Raw genomic sequence first — 16,213 nt, 5'->3', positions numbered from 1 at the left:
CTACTATGGTCCGTATGAGTTGGTGCCCCAAAAGCGCTTGTTGGGGGTCCTTGGCGTCTTGCGGGACGTGACCTGCAGGACGTCGAGAATCTTGCTGTCCCAGGCACAAAGCGAGAAAAGGACAAGGTAGGCGGCTGGCGCGATCAGCAGTGCCGCCAGATGGTTCGTCACCAGCCACCCAATGATTGTCACGCCGATGATCAGGACGACCGCCATGTAGGGCACGCCCCATAGCGTCGGAGAGCGGGTCAAGCCGATCACCAACGGCGTCAAAGCTGGCTTCTCGTCCTGAAAATCGCTCATCAGCCGCCGCCTACCGACGAAATCATCTGGTCAACGATGGCAGGGGCGCCGAACACGAGACCGATGCCAATGACGACGGCTCCGGCCGTGAACCACGAAAGCCTGCCGGCAAAGGCAAGGAAGCCGAGGCCAATCACGGCGATGATTGCCATCAGACGTCCGAAGGGGCCGGTGATGAAGTCAACGATCATCTGCACGGCTGTCTGAAGAGGGGCGAATGCACCGCCGCCGCCACCGCTAGCCTGTGCAAGCGCTTGATCAGCGCCAGCAACTTGCAGGGCTGCCACCAAGCCAATGACGGCTACTGCCTTCAATGCCCCGGAATGCCGGGAAACGACGTTCTTCATAGTTCTCTCCTTAAAAATGCATCACGCCGCCGACGAACTTGCCGGTCTTCTCCACAGCGATGACTCCGGCATCGCTGGTGTTCTTTGCCGCCATGTCTCGGACGATCCCGCTCGCCTTCCGTTTGCCGGTTGGCATCGGTAGGCCAAGCTGGAAATTCACGACCTTTGCGACATAGCCGACGGTTTCTTGGAATGGCGGCACGCCGCCATATTCGTAGATGCGACCCTCCCCGCTGTTGTAAGCGGCTGCGACCAGAAGCGGGTTCTGAAACTCATCGAGCAGGAAGCGCAGGTACTTCATCCCGCCCTCGATGTTTTGAGCGGGATCGCAAATGTCCTGAACACCGAAGCGTGCCGCCGTTTCGGGGATAAGCTGCATCGGTCCGCGCGCCCCTTTCGGGGAATTCCGATCCTGATCGAACCGGCTTTCCGCCCAGGCAATGGCTACTGCGAACCCTTCGTCCACACCGTGGCGCCGCGCGGTTTCCGCAACCAAAGCCTTGATTGCGTTCGGATCCAGAGGAGAAGGGCCGCACTCGTTGGTTGTGAAATGACCCCCTGATTTTTGGGGATTTCGACCAAGTGAGGCAACTGAACCGGTCGGTCGCGAGGCAGTGATAGATGCTGGTTCGGCATCAGAAACGTGGAAATATGCGTTGATATCTGCGCCAATATTATATTTTGAGTCTGGAGTGAAGGTTTCCGAATGTGAGGCAGAGTCAGTATTGTTTTCTTTCGACACAACGCCATCGCTTCCCAGAACGAACTCCTGCCCTGTTGACGATGTGCCACGCCAACGATCTTCAAAATTCGTTGCTAAATCCGTGTGTTGATCTGTCACAGAACCGTTGTAAATGCTGGGTTTTTCGGCGAACTTATGTGCATCTTGCGCATAGGTTTGATGCGCCGCGACCAACGCAGACAAGGTTGTGCCGACCAAGGCAAAACCGCCTCGATAGCCCTTGTATCTAGCCCTTTTTTCCATCGTTCCGCCTGAGCAAACGGTGTTGTGATCGCCACAAAAACCGATTAAGTTAGCGTTTGCATGATACCGATTTGGCGCAGACTTACAAGTTTTCCAATCGGTGGAAAAGCCCTTTTCAGGGCAGCGACCGCACAGCAGATGGTTAGGGCTAGAACATGATACGGACCATCATTACCGCGCTCTCAAGTTGCGTGATAGCAACACAGGCTCTCGCGGCATCTCCCGTAAACAAGGACTACATCCGGTCGCTGGCAGCGCCGGGCAAGACGGTTCTCGTCATTGAGTATTATGACGGGACCGGCAAAGTCGCTGATCGCAAAGGCTTCGCCACGGCCAATGGCTTCAAGGCCGTCTCGGCTACCGACTTCCGTGTCGATGAAGGGACCACCTTGCACCTGTACGGCGTTCAGCCCTGCAGCGGCGATCTGGTCAATCGTGCGGAGGACTATTCCGGGACTTGCGAGGAGTTTGGTACGCAGCAGCTCCAAACGATGCTGCAAAGTCCCAAGGTTCTGTTCTGCAGGGCCTTCATCAGCGAGCAGACAGCCCCCGTTCAGGATGTCACTTGCTACGGCTACTATAACTATCCTGGAGCAATGGACACGGTCGATAATCTTGAGGAGCAGCTTCTGTCGTTGGGAGCGGTTCGCCTGACTAAGAAAGCCGATGGTTCATTCGAACGTCCTGATCTCACGGAAGCTCAGGAAATCGGCCAGAAGGGTTCCTACGGCATGTGGGCAGATCCTCGGGTGAAGGCGCAATGAAGCTTGCTGCTGCACTCGTCGCGACTCTACTGCCCTTTGCAGCCAATGCCGCACCTGAAGGGTACTTCGATCTTGCTCCCGGCATTACCTTGGAAACGGGGGACACCTGGATTTCGAACGGAGAACGGTTTCGTCTCTATGGCATCCAGTCCTGTTTGCGCGGCACTGCCTACACGGACGGTCAGGGCAACAAGAAGGATTGCGGCGAGGCATCGCTTGCGATGTTGGCTGCCTACATCAAGGACACCAAACCGATCTGTGCCCCCGTGGCGAAGCTTAACGGCATCTCATATGTCGTTTGTTACGCCACGGTTGGCAGTCAAAGGCTCGACCTCGCGCAGATCATGGTGACAAGCGGCTATGCATTCGCCGCCTTGAAGACCGATGGTCTCCCTTATCATGCCCCCTACGCCATAGCCGAGCAGCTTGCTCAGCAAAAGAAGGCCGGCCTTTGGCAATTCTCCGACGTTCAGCACCCTTCCATCCTGCTTAGTCGTGAGGCGAACCAGCGATCGAGGAGCGCCCAGCCATGAGAAACCGCCTTATCGTTGCTATCGCCGCAAGCTCTTTGGCCCTGCCGGCGTTTGCCGCCGATCCGATCTATCAGAACTGGCACGCCCTACGCGGTCAGGCTGCGCCTCCCGTTGCTGCTGCTGTTCGGTTGCCGACGTTCAAAGGCCCGGTAACCGTTCTCGACGGCCGAACGCTATGGTTCGGCACGCTTGGCAATGGCTATAAAGTAAGGTTGGCTGGCATCGACACCTGTGAGCTTCCTCAATGGGCTTTGAACCCAAAGTGGACCAACCGCGACAAGCAACAGGCTCCAGCCCCCGTTCCATGCGGTCCCTTCGCCAAGGCCTGGCTGAAAAGGACTGTCGGAAACAGACCCACGACTTGCGTCGGTCTGGCCTACGCGAACGATGGGATACCCGTCGCACAATGCACGACTAACGGTGTGGATCTCGCCGCCGAAATGCTGCGCGTCGGTTGGGCTCGTCTCGATTCCCCTTACATCAACGCCCAATATTACGCCTATCAGACCAACGCGATGGCCGCCCGGTATGGGATGTGGGGAACCTACGTGTTGGACATGAACGAATGGCGCCGCAAAGCCGTCGACAAGACGCTAGATCGGCATCCGATCGCCGACTTCAATCTATTGGCCGAGAGGAAAAGCGAGATCTCTCCTCCTTTTGCTGATGCGCGAAACAAGCCGAAGAGGACAGACCGATAGTTGCCAGACATCGCACATATTGCGACCTCTCTCGCAACGGATCCCTTGGCTGGCTTGCTGCTTGCCATCTCCCTCTCGATCGCCCTCATAATCCCGGCGCAGAGACTCTGGTGGATCCACGCGCTACTAGCGGCCTTCCTTCTCATCCTGTCGCTGGCTTTCCACGACAAGCGTCACTTGTCCTTCGACAGCTACCTGGTCGGGCTCCTAGCCTTCGCCGCGGTTTCTCGGGACATTCCCAATCAGCCACTGCTCTATCGCATCGGCATTTCCTGGTTTGCGTGCTTCGCGCTGATCTCGGCCGTCATCTACGCCGCAGGCGAACGCATCCAGCACAGGACTCCGCTCGAAAGACCTTTTTCCGAGCCGGCAATTTCAGCAGCTTTGATCAAGAGGGACACCTGATATGAAACCAGTGTTTTTTGCCGCAGCCGGTCTCGCGGCTCTTGCCATCTCTCCAGCATCTACCAAGGCCGAGGATGCCTCATGGGGTTGCCAGATCCTCTTGTGCGCAGCCTCACAAAGCCCGTCATGGCATGGCGTCCCCTACTGCGTTCCCCCGATGAAAAGGCTCATATCAGCTATGGCGAAGCCCGGCTTCTCCTGGCCGATCTGCCATGAAGCAAAAGCCGGAAAACCGGGCTATGAACCTTACGAGGAATGCCCTGCCGGCATGACCGCCGTTTCCTCCCGCACCGATGGAGATCGGCCGTTCTTGGGCCGAGACGACAAGGATCAGTGCACGAAGACCGTCAACCAGTGCAGCAACCGTGCCGCCTTCCGTACCCAATTTAGTGACAAGCGCGAAAACGAGCGCAAGGGTGTCACGATCCGGCAGATCAACCAGAACAACGACAATGATGTTTTCAACCGAGACAATGGCTGCATGGTGCAGATCACTCAGCCCCGCCCTCGCCGCGCAGATCCTTATTATTTCGACATTCCGAACGATAAGGGCGTCAAGCAGCGCGCTTGGTTCAACCTGAATGACTGAGTGGATGACATGAACAGCAACATTCTCATCGTAGCAGCCGCAGGTATCGGCATTCTCGCCGGTGCTGGAGGTACTTATCTCATCATGCCGGAGCCAGAGCCGGTTGTCCGGGCCCCTACTGATGCGGAGATCGCGGCCCTTATCGCAGCCAATCCCTCCCTAATTCCCGAACCTCCGGCCCCTGTGCTTGAAATACCGACAGAAGAGGAAGCCCTAGCCGCATACCGCAAGGCTTATGCCCGCAATCCTCTGAGGACCGGCCGCGGTGAAGCCGATGTAACCCTTGCTTTGGGAGAGTGTGACGAGAACGCCAGCGGTCCAGGCGTATCATGCGTTGCGGCCATCAAGAGGAATCCGAACGCAGCTCCTCTCGATCGCGTCATTGGATTTGCCAAGTCTGCATCCGGCGAATGGGTTGCCACCAACTACTGACGCCTTCAATGCCCTTGAACCGAGGTGGGGCCTCTAAGGACAAGCTCCACTTCCTCAGGCGTAAGGTCCTCTTTTGAGGCGAGCAAATACGCAACGACGTAGATGAGCTTCTGCCGTCTTTCTTCCTGATCTGAAGGCTTGTGCCTAATGACTTCCATTCGTGCCTCCGTCTCCCGATCCTCTTGTCCGGCAACAGCGGTGCGGATCGCCGCCAAGTGACGTTCGGTCTTCAAGGACCACGACGGGTTCGTCTCCAGCTCAATGTTCTCTGACATCTTATCCTCTCAACAAGCGCAAGCGATCACTCCTTGACCTCCCGAAATCGAAGGGAGGGCAGGAGCCCCGCTCCTGCTCCCGAGCTCGTGCGGAACAGCTGGAGAGAGGGGGACAAGCGCTAAACCGGAGGGGGATCACCCACCCGGAGGGCCGAGACGGATTTCAGGGAAATGCGGCCGGTGCTGCAGGCCGCAGGCCGAAGCATGGGGAGACCGGTTTAGTGCTTGTGGGGGAGAGAGGGCAGAGCGCCTTTCTCCCCTCTCAGTGAGTTAGATCAAGTCGGCTTTCGGCCCGAAGCGGTCATTGGGGACTTATAGCTGCCAGGCGGCTTTGCGCCGTCATTCCGGTCGTTCCCGATTTGGAACCAAGCTCCCCTAAGCAGCCGTTCGCCTCGCTCGGCAGCAACGTCCTGATAGGGAGGAGGGCGGAAGTTCGGCTTGGACGACATGGAGGTCTGCAGAGCGGACGGAGCGGCTTTCGCTGCGATTACTCGAACGGCCGCTTTGGCGTGAACCTAATTCAAACAGCAAAGCGCCCGTTGGGTTGCAACGGGCACTTCTTTCTCAAGTCACCTCGAGATTACTTGGTAGCGAGGATGTTGAAATTGTGGATGTTTGCCACCACACCGTCGTCCCATCCGCCTGAGACCAATTCTGAAGCCTTTTCATTCAAGAGTCCGGCGACTTGTCCGGCAAAGTGCGCTTCGCGGCCAGAGTTGTCGGCAAAGATGTCGAAGATGGCGAAGTTGTTCTCGTCAATCTGCAGCGCCGCCCAGAACAATGTCTTGGGTTCGGTATCTGCGACGATGGGGCCGGCGGCGGTCAGCAAGGCTGCCAATTCGGGGCCTTTACCTGGAGCGGCTTCGAGCTTGATGTAAGTTGCGGTCGTTGCCGTGTAGAGATCAACCGGCGCCTTTGCCGACAGGACATCGGAGTTGTTGATATTCGCGACAACACCGTCGTCCCATCCTCCGTCGACCAACGCGTCGGCGTTTTGGTTCAGAGCCGCAGCAACCGCTCCTGAGAAGTGAGCGTCGCGTGCTTCTTCATCTGCGAAGATGTCAAAGATTGCGAGCGTATCGTCGGCTTGCAAAGCAAACCAAAGTACAGTGCCCGGCTCTGTTTCTCCCACGATGGGTGCGGCACCAGCCAGAAACTCCGCGAAGGCAGCGGTCTGGCCTTCTGCGGCCGGCATGGCGATGTAGCTGGCAGTGTGATTTTCCATTGGGTTGTCCTGAGCAGTTGCAGAAGTTGTGATCAGAGCCAGTGCGGCGCATGTCTGAAGGATTTGCATTTTCATGGTAGTCTCCTGATCTGAAGTGCACCGTGCTTGGTCTCGATGCACTCTTGTCCCATGCCGGATGCTTCGGACTCCAATTCCGAAATGCTATTCTTTGATAGACATGAGCTATCGAAATTGTTTTGATGACCTGAACCGAGATGTGACGGAGAATGCGGCGATGGAAATGAACCAGATCAGGTATTTTCTCGCTGTCTGCGAGCACCGGAACTTCACCCATGCGGCCAGTGCCTCCAATGTCTCCCAACCTTCCTTGACGACTGCGATCAAGAAACTTGAAGACGAGCTTGGAGGTGACCTGTTTGTCAGGGACCGTGCGGGATGCAGGCTTACGGCACTCGGAAAACTCATGCAGCCAAGGTTGCAGACGGTTCATGATGAGACGCGACAGGCTAAGGCCGAGGCGGTCCGTCATTTGCGCTTGGAGCGGGTTCCAATTTCTGTCGGTATTGGCGAAACGATTGGCCACAACAGGATTTCGGCAGCTTTGGAGCGTACTCGTACACGATCGCCGCAAGCCGAAATCGAACTGATCGTTGCGTCATCCTCCGAGCTTCTTGCTGGGTTGCGAGATGGTGAATTTGACGTTGTCGTCACAGCAGAGAAGGTCAGCGAAGACCTCTATCGCATAGATCATCTCTATGATGAGGACTACAAGGTAGTGGTGTCAAAGTCGCACCCGTTGTCTGAACTAGATGCGATTTCTCTTTCGACTCTTGCTAAAACTGACATGCTTGACCGACTAAATTGCGAAATGCGGGATGCTTTGCATGGGACCTGCGCGGATCATGGTCACGAACTCTACGCGGCCTATCTGTAGCGGCTTGCCAACATAAGCGCCTCTGCTCGCAAACATCGGCATTTTCTGCTCGAATTATCTGACAATGGAGCGGGCGTCGTGCTCACGCTCTTTGCCAATGTGCTCGCAAACATCCGGGTCTGCTTGCAAACATCCGCCACGTGCTCAGATTAATTGCCAGCGACGGCATGGTCAAACCGGGACGCCTGCCTGTCGTAGTTGCTCGGTCAGCTGACGGGAATATTCGGGATCAAGGGTGCCCGCCAGGAAGGCGCGGATATACGGACATGCGCTGTGGCTTTCCCTCCTTGGCGCTTCGGGTGCAGGAGGTTCTGCAGCATGATCCGTTGTCAGGGCATCTCTTCGTCTTCAGGGGCCGCAGATCGGATATTTTGAAGATCATCTGGCATGATGGTCTGGGCGCCTGCCTTTTTACCCGGCGGCTGGAGAAGGGCCGGTTTATCTGGCCGAATATGGGATAGCATCCGTCAAGGTGGTGTAGAATTGGGACCGGGCCGTCATGATCAGGCGGCTCTGGGTGAAATTTCTCCATCGCAGCTACGCGAGGAGGTAGAGCTGAGTTTAAGTGCTGTCATTGAAGTTTCACGAGCCTGATAAACGGACGTCATATGTCGCCCATAGTGATGCAAATATTCAATCGATGCACCACTAACGATCAGGATTATTGTGATGCTGGCTCTGAACGGAGTTGCCGTGACCTATGCCAACGGCACCCAAGCTTTGAAGACAACGACATTGACGTTCAACCAGGGTCAGTTCGTCGTGCTCCTCGGTAGATCCGGCGCAGGCAAATCTACCCTCATCCGGACACTCAACGGCTTGGTTGCGCCGACGTCTGGTTCGATCACTTCTAACGATATTGGTGCTCTGGATGCGGAAACTAAGCTTCGCATTCACCGAAGGCGAACTGGGATGATATTCCAGCAGCACCAACTCATAGGGCGCTTGAGCGCGCTCGACAACGTCATGACGGGCCGCCTGGGCTACCACTCTGGCTGGCGTACGTTGTTCCCTATGCCGCGTTCGGATCGAAGGCTGGGGTTGGAATGCCTTGAACGCGTAGGCCTTCTTGATAAGGCTCTCGTCAGGGCGGATCAACTATCCGGCGGTCAGCAGCAACGGGTGGGCATTGCGCGCGCGCTGGTCCAGAAGCCCCAACTGGTCCTTGCAGATGAGCCCGTTGCAAGTCTGGACCCTGAAACGGCTGTCGAGGTCCTGTCGCAGCTTCGCGAAATATGCACAGCCGACGGCATCACTGCTGTGATCAGCCTTCATCAGATCGATCTAGCTCGCCGGTTCGGCGACCGGGTCATTGCTATGCGCGACGGGGAAGTGGTTGCGGACGCCGCTGTCGACGAACTGACCGATCAAATGTGTGCGTCGATCTACCGCAGCGCCCCAAGAAATCCGACCACAACACAAGATTTGTCCAACTACGAGTATGATCAACCTTTAGCTGCCATGGAGGCCGCATTATGAAGAAGCTTCTGTCCCTCGCATTCCTCGCCGTTCTTGGCTGGAGTTCGTTGGCGCATGCTGGCTCAAATCCAGAGACATTGCGCGTCGCGTTGCTACCGGACGAGAACGCCGCCACTGTCATCAAAAACAATCGTCCTCTCGAGGAGTATCTTGAGAAGACACTCGGTCGGGAGATTGAACTGATCGTAACGACCGACTACTCGTCAATGATCGAAGCGATGCGTTTCGGCCGGCTTGAGTTGGCTTATTTCGGGCCGCTCTCTTACACGCTCGCGAAAACCAAGGCTGATATCGAGCCTTTCGCAGCACTTATGAAGGATGGCGAAACCACCTATCGCGCTGTAGTTGTCGCCAATGCAGAGGCTGGCATCGAAAGCCTTGAAGATGCAAAAGGGAAAAAGGTCGCGTTTGGGGACGTGGCTTCCACCTCAAGCCACCTTATCCCGAAATCTATGCTGCTTAAGGCCGGAGTTGAGGCTGGAAAAGACTATAGCGAGAACTTCGTAGGGTCGCATGATGCCGTGGCTATTGCAGTGCAGAATGGCAATGCTCAGATTGGCGGACTTTCGTTGCCCATCTACAATTCAATGGTCGCTCGTGGCACCATTGATCCTAAGAAAGTTATCGCCCTCGCCGAGTCCGATCCGTTCCCGCAGTACCCCTGGACCATGCGGTCGGATCTTGACACTTCGTTGAAAGAGGCGATCACCAAAGCCTTCATCGACCTTAAAGACGAAAAGGTATTGGCATCCTTCAAAGCCGATGGGTTCGCTCCGATCGATGACAAAGCCTACGACGTCGTCCGTGAGCTCGGTAAAGTGCTGAACTTGGACCTGAGTCAGTAAGGCGCGTTCGAGACAGTTTCTCACCTTTCGACGCAGGCGCTGGCCTGCGTCCTTTCTTCCAGGATATGTGATGACACAGCCGTCGGCCGACTACGACTCTATCCTTCAACATCAAAACAAAGCTTGGACCAGAGCTGGCGTGATCGCGTTGGCAATTGCGTGTGTGATCATTGTTAGCAGTTATCACTCCGGTCTTCTTGATCTGGAGCGTCTGGGATCTGGGTTTCCTGCGCTCTGGCAGCTCGGTACGGAAATGTTTCCCCCGGATTTCAACCGAGGCTTGGAGTGGATCAGCCCTCTCATCGACACTCTGGCGATGAGTATAGCTGGGACTGCGATCGCGGTACTGATATCACTTCCAGTTGGCTTTTTCGCCTCAGGGAAAACAGCACCCAACGCTGTCATCTATATGATCTCGCGTGGATTGTTGAATGGTCTACGGTCGATCCCGGAGCTGATTATGGGCATCGTCTTCGTGGCGGCAGTGGGATTTGGAGCGCTCCCAGGCGTGCTGGCTCTTGGTCTTCACTCGGTTGGCATGGTGGGCAAGTTCTTTGCGGAGGCGATCGAGCATTGCGATAATGCGCCTATAGAAGCCGCACGCGCAGCTGGTGCGTCGCCGTTCCAGATCGTGACGCGGGCGATCTTGCCACAAGTTCTACCGCAATTGGCCGATGTGACCATCTATCGGTGGGAGTACAACTTCCGCGCCTCGACAATCCTGGGCACTGTGGGAGCTGGTGGTATCGGTTTCGAGTTGATGACATCCCTCCGGATCATGAATTATCAGGAGGTTCTTGCGATCATGCTCGTTGTCCTTCTGATGGTCACCATCGTTGACCAGGTCGGCGCTCTCCTCCGCCGCCAGCTGCAATAGAAGGATAAATTAAATGCTCCCAAAGGTAGTAATCACCCATCGCGTCCACGAGGAGATTATCTCAAAGCTATCTCCCCACGCTCGTTTAGTTTGCAACGATACTGATGATACATGGCCCCGCGAGAAACTGCTCGCAGAATTGAGCGACGCCAAGGCGATGATGGCGTTCATGCCGGACATGATCGACGCGTCTGTACTCGCGCACGCTCCCGATCTTCAACTTGTGGCATGTGCGCTGAAAGGCTTCGATAACTTCGACATCGAAGCCTGCACGCAGCGTGGAGTCCACGTCACGATAGTGTCCGATCTTCTCACTGACCCGACAGCCGAACTTACAATCGGTCTGATGATTGCTCTTGGGCGGCACATTCTGCCAGGCGACAAGAGCGTCAGGAGGGATTACAAAGGTTGGCGCCCTCGGTTTTACGGCCTTGGGCTGCAGGGCACAGCAATCGGCATTTTAGGGATGGGAGCGATCGGAAAAGCTATAGCACAGCGCCTAAGTACCTTCGGCGCCATTGTGTCGTACTGGGATCGTCAATCCCTGGACAAAGCCGATGAGATCAGACTGAACGTAAAGCCTCTTGAATTTGACCAGTTGATCTCGTCGTCTACCTTTCTTGTGTGTGCACTCCCGCTTTCGGCCGAAACGAAGCATCTCCTCGGCGCTGAACAACTCGCCAAAATGCCCAAAGGAGCACTTCTTATCAATCCTGCACGCGGAAGCGTGGTTGATGAAGAGGCTGTTGTCGCTGCATTGCAGGCGGGGCGCTTGGGAGGCTACGCCGCTGATGTTTATGAGATGGAGGACTGGGCCAGACCCGACCGGCCTGACAAGGTCCACGGGGGTCTCCTCAATCGCGAACATGATTCGATCTTGACACCCCACATAGGCTCAGCAGTGGCGAAGTCGCGTTTGGCTATCGAGCACGAGGCTGCTGACAACATTATAGATTTTGTCCAAGGCCGAAGACCTCGTGCGGCAATTAACGAGGTTCAACTAATTCCTTGATTAGAGAAAGTAATGTTTAGCCTTTCGCATGTCGCAGCATTCATAGAGGTAATCGAAACTGGCAGCTTTCACGAGGCGTCGCGACGGCTTCAGATATCCCAACCGACTGTCTCACATAATGTGAAACGATTGGAGGATATACTAGGGGTGCGGCTGGTCGAGAGGAGGAAGGACAAGTGTGTGCCGACTCGGCAAGGGCTCGTATTCTTGCCATTCGCACGCAGCCTTTTGACCGTCACGAAGAGATCTCTGGACCGCCTGCACAGCGGCCGGATTACGTTGGGTGCCAGTACTAACATCGGTACCTATATTTTGCCAGTCCACTTGAAGCGTTTACAGGATGCTCAAGGCCGGCCACCTGAGGTGGCCGTTGCCTCAAATCCTGAAATCATCGAAAAGCTCTTGAGGAAGGAGATTGATCTAGCCTTTACCGAATGGTGGGACGATCGAAAAGGATATCAAGCCCGCCTTTGGCGGAAGGAAAAGCTGGTAATAATCGTATCCCCACAGCATAATTGGAGGACGCGAAAAACAATTGAAGCGGCAGAGTTATTTCAAGAGTCCCTCATTGGCGGAGAACGTGGAACCGGTACCGGATCCGTGCTCCGCGAGGCCTTCGGCCAAGCGGCAGAGCAATTCCCAATCTCATTCAATGTCGGGAGCACTGAGGCTGTGAAGCATGCAGTTCGAGCTGGTCTCGGCATTTCGATCGTGATGAGGAGCACTGTCCTCGATGAGCTCGCGTCGGGTAGGCTTTATGAGGTTTCTGTTGAGAATGTGGTTCTCGAAAAGTCTGTGTGGGCTGTACATCCCGTACATATGGAGGATGGTTCACCGGAAGCAATCGCGCTTAAGGTTATACTCGATGCGAGCGCCCCTCTGGGTGACCTAGAGCACGTCCACATTACTCGGGGTCATATCCGCAAGATTTGAAGTAGTTGGCGCATTCCTGCGGCTCGAACATGGTAACGGCCTGGCCGACCGCATCCTTTGGTATCGCCGCCTCAATTCCCGGAGTATCCCATACAAGGGGACAAGATCGGGGACCGCCCGATTTTCGATGCGTAAGGTTCCCTGCTCCATGTCGCGAATATTCGGCCGTCAGACACATAGTTGGTTTCCATGGATCGTTTGTCATAAACGAGGGTTTTTGAGCATGCCATAGCGCATGCCGTCACGCCCCTTGAATGGCGCGATGGAATCTTCTCAAAACTGTTATAGAAACGGTTGTCGCAAAATGCTATGTGTCCAACGACTTTCAAGAACATTTGGATGGCTATGCGGGTCGGGTACGCCAGGGTCAGCACGATCGATCAAAATCCGGAGCTTCAGCTTGAGGCGCTGAGACGCGCCGGTTGCGAGAAGGTGTTTACCGAGCGCGGGTCAGGCGCTCGCGATGACCGCCCGGAATTGGGCCGAATTCTCTCCGACGTGCTTCGCACTGGTGACACGCTCGTTGTCTGGAAACTCGATCGGTTGGCGCGATCGCTAAAGAAGCTCATCGCGACGGCGGAAGAGTTGGAGCGCGCGAAGATCGGGCTCGTGTCCTTGACCGAGAGCATTGATACGACGACGCCGGGCGGCATGCTGACCTTCCATGTCTTCGGTGCGATCGCCCAGTTCGAACGTGCTCTGATCCGCGAACGCACGACGGCTGGACTGGTCGAGGCGCGGCAACGTGGCCGCAAGGGTGGCCGCCCGCCCGCGATGCGCCCGGGCGATATTGCCGCGGCGCGCGCCCTGATGAAGGAAGGCAGCATACCGGTACGCAATATTGCGCAGCGCATGGGGGTTTCTGTTGCAACCCTCTATCGTCATATCGGCAAGAAGGGTGGCTCTCCCAAAACAGTGGAATCCGAGGACGTCCATGGCTGAGCGGAGAAAGCGGCCGCCCGGAGAGGCTCTTGTCGATCTTCGACGCCGATTGTCGCTGCTTTCTCCCCGTGATCCAGGCCGTACCGAGATTGTTGCTCGTGCCGCCGATGCCTACGGCATCTCGATCTGGACCCTGTATCGGGCGCTGCGGGAGTTGAACCGCCCGAAATCCGTACGGCGCGCCGATCACGGAACCTCCCGGATCGCCCCGCAGCCGGAGATGGAAACCTATGCCGAAATCATCGCGGCCCTGAAGATCAGAACGGCGAACCGGAAGGGGCGGCATATCTCCACGGCGCGCGCCATCAAGCTGCTTGAGGAAGACGGCGTGGTGACGCCCGATGGCCTGGTCCGTGCACCGCCCGGCATCTTGAAACGCGCAACGGTCGATCGGCTGCTGCGTGTTTCCGGCCTGGATTATGCGCGCGTCACCCGCCCGGTGGCTGCCGTCCGATTCCAGGCGCGGCGTTCCAACGAACTCTGGCACTTCGACATGAGCCCGTCCGACCTGAAGCAGGTGGAAGCGCCGCTTTGGGTCGAGGAAGGGCGCGGCCGGCCGACGCTGATGCTGTTCTCCGTGGTCGATGATCGCTCCGGCGCGAGCTATCAGGAATACCGCTCCGTCTACGGCGAGGACGCGGAGTCCGCCTTGCGCTTTCTCTACAATGCCTTCGCCGCCAAGCCTGAACCGGAACTGCCGCTTCAGGGGATTCCAACGACCATCCATATGGATAACGGGCCGGTGAGCCGCTCGCGCGTTTTCCAGTCCGTCATGGGTAGCCTTGGTGTCCGGGTTCTCACGCATATGCCCCCGTCGGACAGCGAGCGGCGCACGCCGGCGCGAGCGAAAGGCAAGGTCGAGCGGCCGTTTCGCACGATCAAGGAAGTGCACGAGACCCTCTATCATTTCCACAAGCCGAAGGACGAAGAGGAAGCCAACCTTTGGCTCAGGCGCGCCTTGGTCACCTACAATAACGGCGACCATCGCACAGAGTCTCATGCACGCATCGAGGATTGGCTGCGGCATCTTCCTCCTGACGGGGTGCGGGCGATGTGCTCCTGGGAGCGGTTCTGCGCCTTTGCGCGCGAACCGGAACGACGGACGGTTGCTGGAGACGCGACCGTATCGGTCGAAGGCGCATCCTATGAGGTCGAGCCCGAACTTGCCGGCGAAACGGTGACCTTGCTCTGGGGCCTGTTCGATCAGGAACTGTTCGTCGAGCATGAGGGCAAGCGCTTCGGTCCATTCCAACCTTCGCGCGGGGCGGTTCCCCTCTTTCGCTATCGCAAATACCAGAAGAGCAAGCTCGAAGAGCGGCTCGACAAGGTGGTGCGCCTGGCAGACCAACTTGGGCTCCCCCGCGCCGCGGTCACCGGCGGGGATCGTCCATTGCCTTCGCTGCCCCCGACCACGGCTGGGCTGAGTGTACGGCGGACACCGTTTCCGGAACCCGCAATAGAGACCGCTTATCCAAATGGCCTCGCAGCCCGTGGGGCCATCGCCGACCAGCTCGGCCGGCCGATCGGCGCGATGAATGCCGGTGACCGCGCCTTCATCAATGAACTGCTTGGAGAAACACTCGACAAAAAGATGATCGCGGCCCGTATCCGCGAACGCTTCCAGGCGCGAAGAAAGGAAGAATGATGCTCGCTGACGTTCAATCCAGTTACGGCCTCGACCGGCCTTTCCAAGGGGCCGGCAACTTTGAGACCGAGCATCAGCGCACGATCATCCGCGAGGTGTGTGCGGCCGTCCAGACCGGTCGGCTTGTCGTGGTCTCCGGCCTGGTCGGTTCGGGGAAAACCCACCTTTTGCGCCGCATCGAGGCCGAACTCACCAAAGCCGGCAAGGTCGCACTCGCCAAATCGCTGGCGGTCGACAAGCGGCGCACTTCGCTGCCATCGCTCATTGAAGCCCTGTTCTACGACTTGTCTCCCGGCGATCGTGCGCAGGTCAAGATCCCCAAGCAGGCCGAGCGCCGGGAGCGCGACCTGCGCGACATCATGAAAAAAGGCAAACGGCCGATCGTCCTCGTGGTCGACGAGGCCCATGACCTGCACCACAAGACCTTAACCGGCCTGAAGCGACTGATGGAGGTGGTCGCCGACGCCGGCGTGCTCCTTTCCGTACTTCTTGTCGGGCATCCCCGGTTGCGCAATGATCTGCGCCGGCCGCAAATGGAGGAGATTGGCTACCGCACGACCATTTTTGACTACGAGGGGATCGGCTCCGCGCGCCGCGACTATGTTGCCTGGCTGCTTGGCGCCTGTGCGGCCGAAGGCGTAAAGGTTGGCGAACTCCTCGAGGAAGAAGCCATCGACCTCATCGCCGAACGTTTGCGCACGCCGCTTCAGATCGAGATGCATCTCACCCTCGCATTCGAGCAGGGCTTTCGCCTCGGCGCCAAGCCGGTTACCGCCGAAATCGTCGAGCAGGTCCTGTCCCGCGCCATCGACGATCTCGAACCGACGTTGACCCGAAATGGTTACGATGCGACGGCTCTGGTCACGCACCTCAATGCTCGGCCGTCGGATATCCGCGCCTTCCTGGCGGGCACCCTTGATCCCGAATATTCCCGTCAGCTGACCGAGCAACTACGACAGGCAGGCGTCCCGGTTTGACCATGCCGTCGCTGGCAATTAATCTGAGCACGTGGCGGATGTTTGCAAG

At 57.2% G+C, this 16,213-nt stretch carries 21 protein-coding genes; 16 read left to right on the top strand and 5 right to left on the bottom strand.

Annotation, left to right across the window (positions count from 1 at the left end):
- Nucleotides 1-3 precede the first annotated feature (3 nt).
- Genes HV823_RS21015 through HV823_RS21005 form a run of 3 tightly spaced genes read right to left on the bottom strand, consistent with a single transcriptional unit; the run spans nucleotide 4 to nucleotide 1,635 of the window.
- Entirely contained in the window at nucleotides 4-303 is a 300-nt protein-coding gene (locus tag HV823_RS21015) for a VirB3 family type IV secretion system protein (protein WP_081950740.1), read from the bottom strand.
- Nucleotides 303-650 carry a TrbC/VirB2 family type IV secretion system protein gene (locus HV823_RS21010; protein ID WP_052642572.1) on the bottom strand — a complete coding sequence of 116 codons (348 nt, stop codon included), beginning with the start codon at nucleotides 648-650 and terminating at the stop codon, nucleotides 303-305. Before HV823_RS21010 ends, HV823_RS21015 begins: the two co-directional genes overlap by 1 nt.
- Nucleotides 651-660: 10 nt before the next feature.
- Nucleotides 661-1,635, bottom strand: a complete 975-nt coding sequence (locus HV823_RS21005) for a lytic transglycosylase domain-containing protein (RefSeq protein WP_176951689.1) — start codon at nucleotides 1,633-1,635, stop codon at nucleotides 661-663.
- A gap of 155 nt (nucleotides 1,636-1,790) precedes the next feature.
- On the opposite strand from HV823_RS21005, the gene HV823_RS21000 reads away from it, so the two are divergent.
- Genes HV823_RS21000 through HV823_RS20975 form a run of 6 tightly spaced genes read left to right on the top strand, consistent with a single transcriptional unit; the run spans nucleotide 1,791 to nucleotide 5,059 of the window.
- Nucleotides 1,791-2,399: a hypothetical protein gene (locus tag HV823_RS21000; RefSeq protein WP_176951688.1), complete on the top strand. Its 609-nt coding sequence runs from the start codon at nucleotides 1,791-1,793 to the stop codon at nucleotides 2,397-2,399.
- On the top strand, nucleotides 2,396-2,932 hold the full coding sequence (locus HV823_RS20995; RefSeq protein ID WP_102022194.1) for a thermonuclease family protein: 537 nt from the start codon (nucleotides 2,396-2,398) through the stop codon (nucleotides 2,930-2,932). Before HV823_RS21000 ends, HV823_RS20995 begins: the two co-directional genes overlap by 4 nt.
- A complete protein-coding gene (locus HV823_RS20990; RefSeq protein ID WP_176951687.1) occupies nucleotides 2,929-3,633 on the top strand; it encodes a thermonuclease family protein in 705 nt (234 codons plus the stop codon). The genes HV823_RS20995 and HV823_RS20990 overlap by 4 nt, the downstream gene beginning before the upstream one ends.
- Nucleotides 3,634-4,038, top strand: a complete 405-nt coding sequence (locus tag HV823_RS20985) for a hypothetical protein (protein ID WP_176951686.1) — start codon at nucleotides 3,634-3,636, stop codon at nucleotides 4,036-4,038.
- Nucleotide 4,039: 1 nt separating this feature from the next.
- Nucleotides 4,040-4,627, top strand: coding sequence for a hypothetical protein (locus HV823_RS20980; RefSeq protein ID WP_176951685.1), 588 nt, complete (start codon nucleotides 4,040-4,042; stop codon nucleotides 4,625-4,627).
- A 9-nt stretch (nucleotides 4,628-4,636) separates the two neighbouring features.
- On the top strand, nucleotides 4,637-5,059 hold the full coding sequence (locus HV823_RS20975) for a hypothetical protein (RefSeq protein WP_113460402.1): 423 nt from the start codon (nucleotides 4,637-4,639) through the stop codon (nucleotides 5,057-5,059).
- A gap of 5 nt (nucleotides 5,060-5,064) precedes the next feature.
- Here HV823_RS20975 and HV823_RS20970 read toward each other — a convergent pair whose 3' ends face one another.
- Together HV823_RS20970 and HV823_RS20965 are read right to left on the bottom strand one after the other, a co-directional pair.
- Nucleotides 5,065-5,334: a hypothetical protein gene (locus tag HV823_RS20970; RefSeq protein ID WP_176951684.1), complete on the bottom strand. Its 270-nt coding sequence runs from the start codon at nucleotides 5,332-5,334 to the stop codon at nucleotides 5,065-5,067.
- A 580-nt stretch (nucleotides 5,335-5,914) separates the two neighbouring features.
- Complete coding sequence (locus tag HV823_RS20965; RefSeq protein WP_176951683.1) at nucleotides 5,915-6,634, bottom strand: putative quinol monooxygenase; 720 nt, start codon at nucleotides 6,632-6,634, stop codon at nucleotides 5,915-5,917.
- A 160-nt stretch (nucleotides 6,635-6,794) separates the two neighbouring features.
- Between HV823_RS20965 and HV823_RS20960 the strand changes: the two genes are divergently transcribed.
- The 10 genes from HV823_RS20960 to HV823_RS20915 all read left to right on the top strand — a co-directional run bounded on the left by HV823_RS20960 (nucleotide 6,795) and on the right by HV823_RS20915 (nucleotide 16,164).
- Nucleotides 6,795-7,454 (top strand): LysR family transcriptional regulator, encoded by a 660-nt coding sequence (locus tag HV823_RS20960; RefSeq protein WP_246301838.1) that lies wholly within the window; start codon nucleotides 6,795-6,797, stop codon nucleotides 7,452-7,454.
- A gap of 167 nt (nucleotides 7,455-7,621) precedes the next feature.
- Entirely contained in the window at nucleotides 7,622-7,915 is a 294-nt protein-coding gene (gene tnpB / locus HV823_RS27260; RefSeq protein WP_080600525.1) for an IS66 family insertion sequence element accessory protein TnpB, read from the top strand.
- A 208-nt stretch (nucleotides 7,916-8,123) separates the two neighbouring features.
- Entirely contained in the window at nucleotides 8,124-8,933 is an 810-nt protein-coding gene (gene phnC / locus HV823_RS20950; protein WP_006473175.1) for a phosphonate ABC transporter ATP-binding protein, read from the top strand.
- Nucleotides 8,930-9,778 carry a phosphate/phosphite/phosphonate ABC transporter substrate-binding protein gene (phnD, locus tag HV823_RS20945; RefSeq protein ID WP_003501103.1) on the top strand — a complete coding sequence of 283 codons (849 nt, stop codon included), beginning with the start codon at nucleotides 8,930-8,932 and terminating at the stop codon, nucleotides 9,776-9,778. Before phnC ends, phnD begins: the two co-directional genes overlap by 4 nt.
- A 70-nt stretch (nucleotides 9,779-9,848) precedes the next feature.
- Nucleotides 9,849-10,655, top strand: coding sequence for a phosphonate ABC transporter, permease protein PhnE (gene phnE, locus HV823_RS20940; RefSeq protein ID WP_006473411.1), 807 nt, complete (start codon nucleotides 9,849-9,851; stop codon nucleotides 10,653-10,655).
- Between the two features lie 13 nt (nucleotides 10,656-10,668).
- Complete coding sequence (locus HV823_RS20935; protein ID WP_003501101.1) at nucleotides 10,669-11,667, top strand: phosphonate dehydrogenase; 999 nt, start codon at nucleotides 10,669-10,671, stop codon at nucleotides 11,665-11,667.
- Between the two features lie 12 nt (nucleotides 11,668-11,679).
- Nucleotides 11,680-12,600: a LysR family transcriptional regulator gene (locus HV823_RS20930; RefSeq protein WP_003501100.1), complete on the top strand. Its 921-nt coding sequence runs from the start codon at nucleotides 11,680-11,682 to the stop codon at nucleotides 12,598-12,600.
- 339 nt (nucleotides 12,601-12,939) lie between these two features.
- Nucleotides 12,940-13,542, top strand: a complete 603-nt coding sequence (locus HV823_RS20925; RefSeq protein WP_003501098.1) for a recombinase family protein — start codon at nucleotides 12,940-12,942, stop codon at nucleotides 13,540-13,542.
- Nucleotides 13,535-15,187 (top strand): IS481 family transposase, encoded by a 1,653-nt coding sequence (locus HV823_RS20920; protein WP_003501095.1) that lies wholly within the window; start codon nucleotides 13,535-13,537, stop codon nucleotides 15,185-15,187. Before HV823_RS20925 ends, HV823_RS20920 begins: the two co-directional genes overlap by 8 nt.
- Nucleotides 15,184-16,164 carry an ExeA family protein gene (locus HV823_RS20915; protein ID WP_003501092.1) on the top strand — a complete coding sequence of 327 codons (981 nt, stop codon included), beginning with the start codon at nucleotides 15,184-15,186 and terminating at the stop codon, nucleotides 16,162-16,164. Before HV823_RS20920 ends, HV823_RS20915 begins: the two co-directional genes overlap by 4 nt.
- Nucleotides 16,165-16,213 lie beyond the last annotated feature (49 nt).

It is taken from the genome of Mycoplana rhizolycopersici, from assembly GCF_013378445.1.
Classification (GTDB): Bacteria; Pseudomonadota; Alphaproteobacteria; order Rhizobiales; family Rhizobiaceae; genus Mycoplana; species Mycoplana rhizolycopersici.
This window is presented reverse-complemented; position numbering and strand designations above follow the sequence as displayed.

What these genes read in the sequence shown, in the direction of transcription:
- phnE (WP_006473411.1), top strand. Translation starts at nt 9,849, where the DNA reads ATGACACAGCCGTCGGCCGACTACGACTCTATCCTTCAACATCAAAAC.
- HV823_RS20960 (WP_246301838.1), top strand. Translation starts at nt 6,795, where the DNA reads ATGGAAATGAACCAGATCAGGTATTTTCTCGCTGTCTGCGAGCACCGG.
- HV823_RS20965 (WP_176951683.1), bottom strand. Translation starts at nt 6,634, where the DNA reads ATGAAAATGCAAATCCTTCAGACATGCGCCGCACTGGCTCTGATCACA.
- HV823_RS20930 (WP_003501100.1), top strand. Translation starts at nt 11,680, where the DNA reads ATGTTTAGCCTTTCGCATGTCGCAGCATTCATAGAGGTAATCGAAACT.
- HV823_RS21015 (WP_081950740.1), bottom strand. Translation starts at nt 303, where the DNA reads ATGAGCGATTTTCAGGACGAGAAGCCAGCTTTGACGCCGTTGGTGATC.
- HV823_RS21005 (WP_176951689.1), bottom strand. Translation starts at nt 1,635, where the DNA reads ATGGAAAAAAGGGCTAGATACAAGGGCTATCGAGGCGGTTTTGCCTTG.
- HV823_RS20925 (WP_003501098.1), top strand. Translation starts at nt 12,940, where the DNA reads ATGGCTATGCGGGTCGGGTACGCCAGGGTCAGCACGATCGATCAAAAT.
- tnpB (WP_080600525.1), top strand. Translation starts at nt 7,622, where the DNA reads ATGGTCAAACCGGGACGCCTGCCTGTCGTAGTTGCTCGGTCAGCTGAC.
- HV823_RS21000 (WP_176951688.1), top strand. Translation starts at nt 1,791, where the DNA reads ATGATACGGACCATCATTACCGCGCTCTCAAGTTGCGTGATAGCAACA.
- HV823_RS20920 (WP_003501095.1), top strand. Translation starts at nt 13,535, where the DNA reads ATGGCTGAGCGGAGAAAGCGGCCGCCCGGAGAGGCTCTTGTCGATCTT.
- HV823_RS20980 (WP_176951685.1), top strand. Translation starts at nt 4,040, where the DNA reads ATGAAACCAGTGTTTTTTGCCGCAGCCGGTCTCGCGGCTCTTGCCATC.
- phnC (WP_006473175.1), top strand. Translation starts at nt 8,124, where the DNA reads ATGCTGGCTCTGAACGGAGTTGCCGTGACCTATGCCAACGGCACCCAA.
- phnD (WP_003501103.1), top strand. Translation starts at nt 8,930, where the DNA reads ATGAAGAAGCTTCTGTCCCTCGCATTCCTCGCCGTTCTTGGCTGGAGT.
- HV823_RS20935 (WP_003501101.1), top strand. Translation starts at nt 10,669, where the DNA reads ATGCTCCCAAAGGTAGTAATCACCCATCGCGTCCACGAGGAGATTATC.
- HV823_RS20970 (WP_176951684.1), bottom strand. Translation starts at nt 5,334, where the DNA reads ATGTCAGAGAACATTGAGCTGGAGACGAACCCGTCGTGGTCCTTGAAG.
- HV823_RS21010 (WP_052642572.1), bottom strand. Translation starts at nt 650, where the DNA reads ATGAAGAACGTCGTTTCCCGGCATTCCGGGGCATTGAAGGCAGTAGCC.
- HV823_RS20915 (WP_003501092.1), top strand. Translation starts at nt 15,184, where the DNA reads ATGATGCTCGCTGACGTTCAATCCAGTTACGGCCTCGACCGGCCTTTC.
- HV823_RS20995 (WP_102022194.1), top strand. Translation starts at nt 2,396, where the DNA reads ATGAAGCTTGCTGCTGCACTCGTCGCGACTCTACTGCCCTTTGCAGCC.
- HV823_RS20975 (WP_113460402.1), top strand. Translation starts at nt 4,637, where the DNA reads ATGAACAGCAACATTCTCATCGTAGCAGCCGCAGGTATCGGCATTCTC.
- HV823_RS20990 (WP_176951687.1), top strand. Translation starts at nt 2,929, where the DNA reads ATGAGAAACCGCCTTATCGTTGCTATCGCCGCAAGCTCTTTGGCCCTG.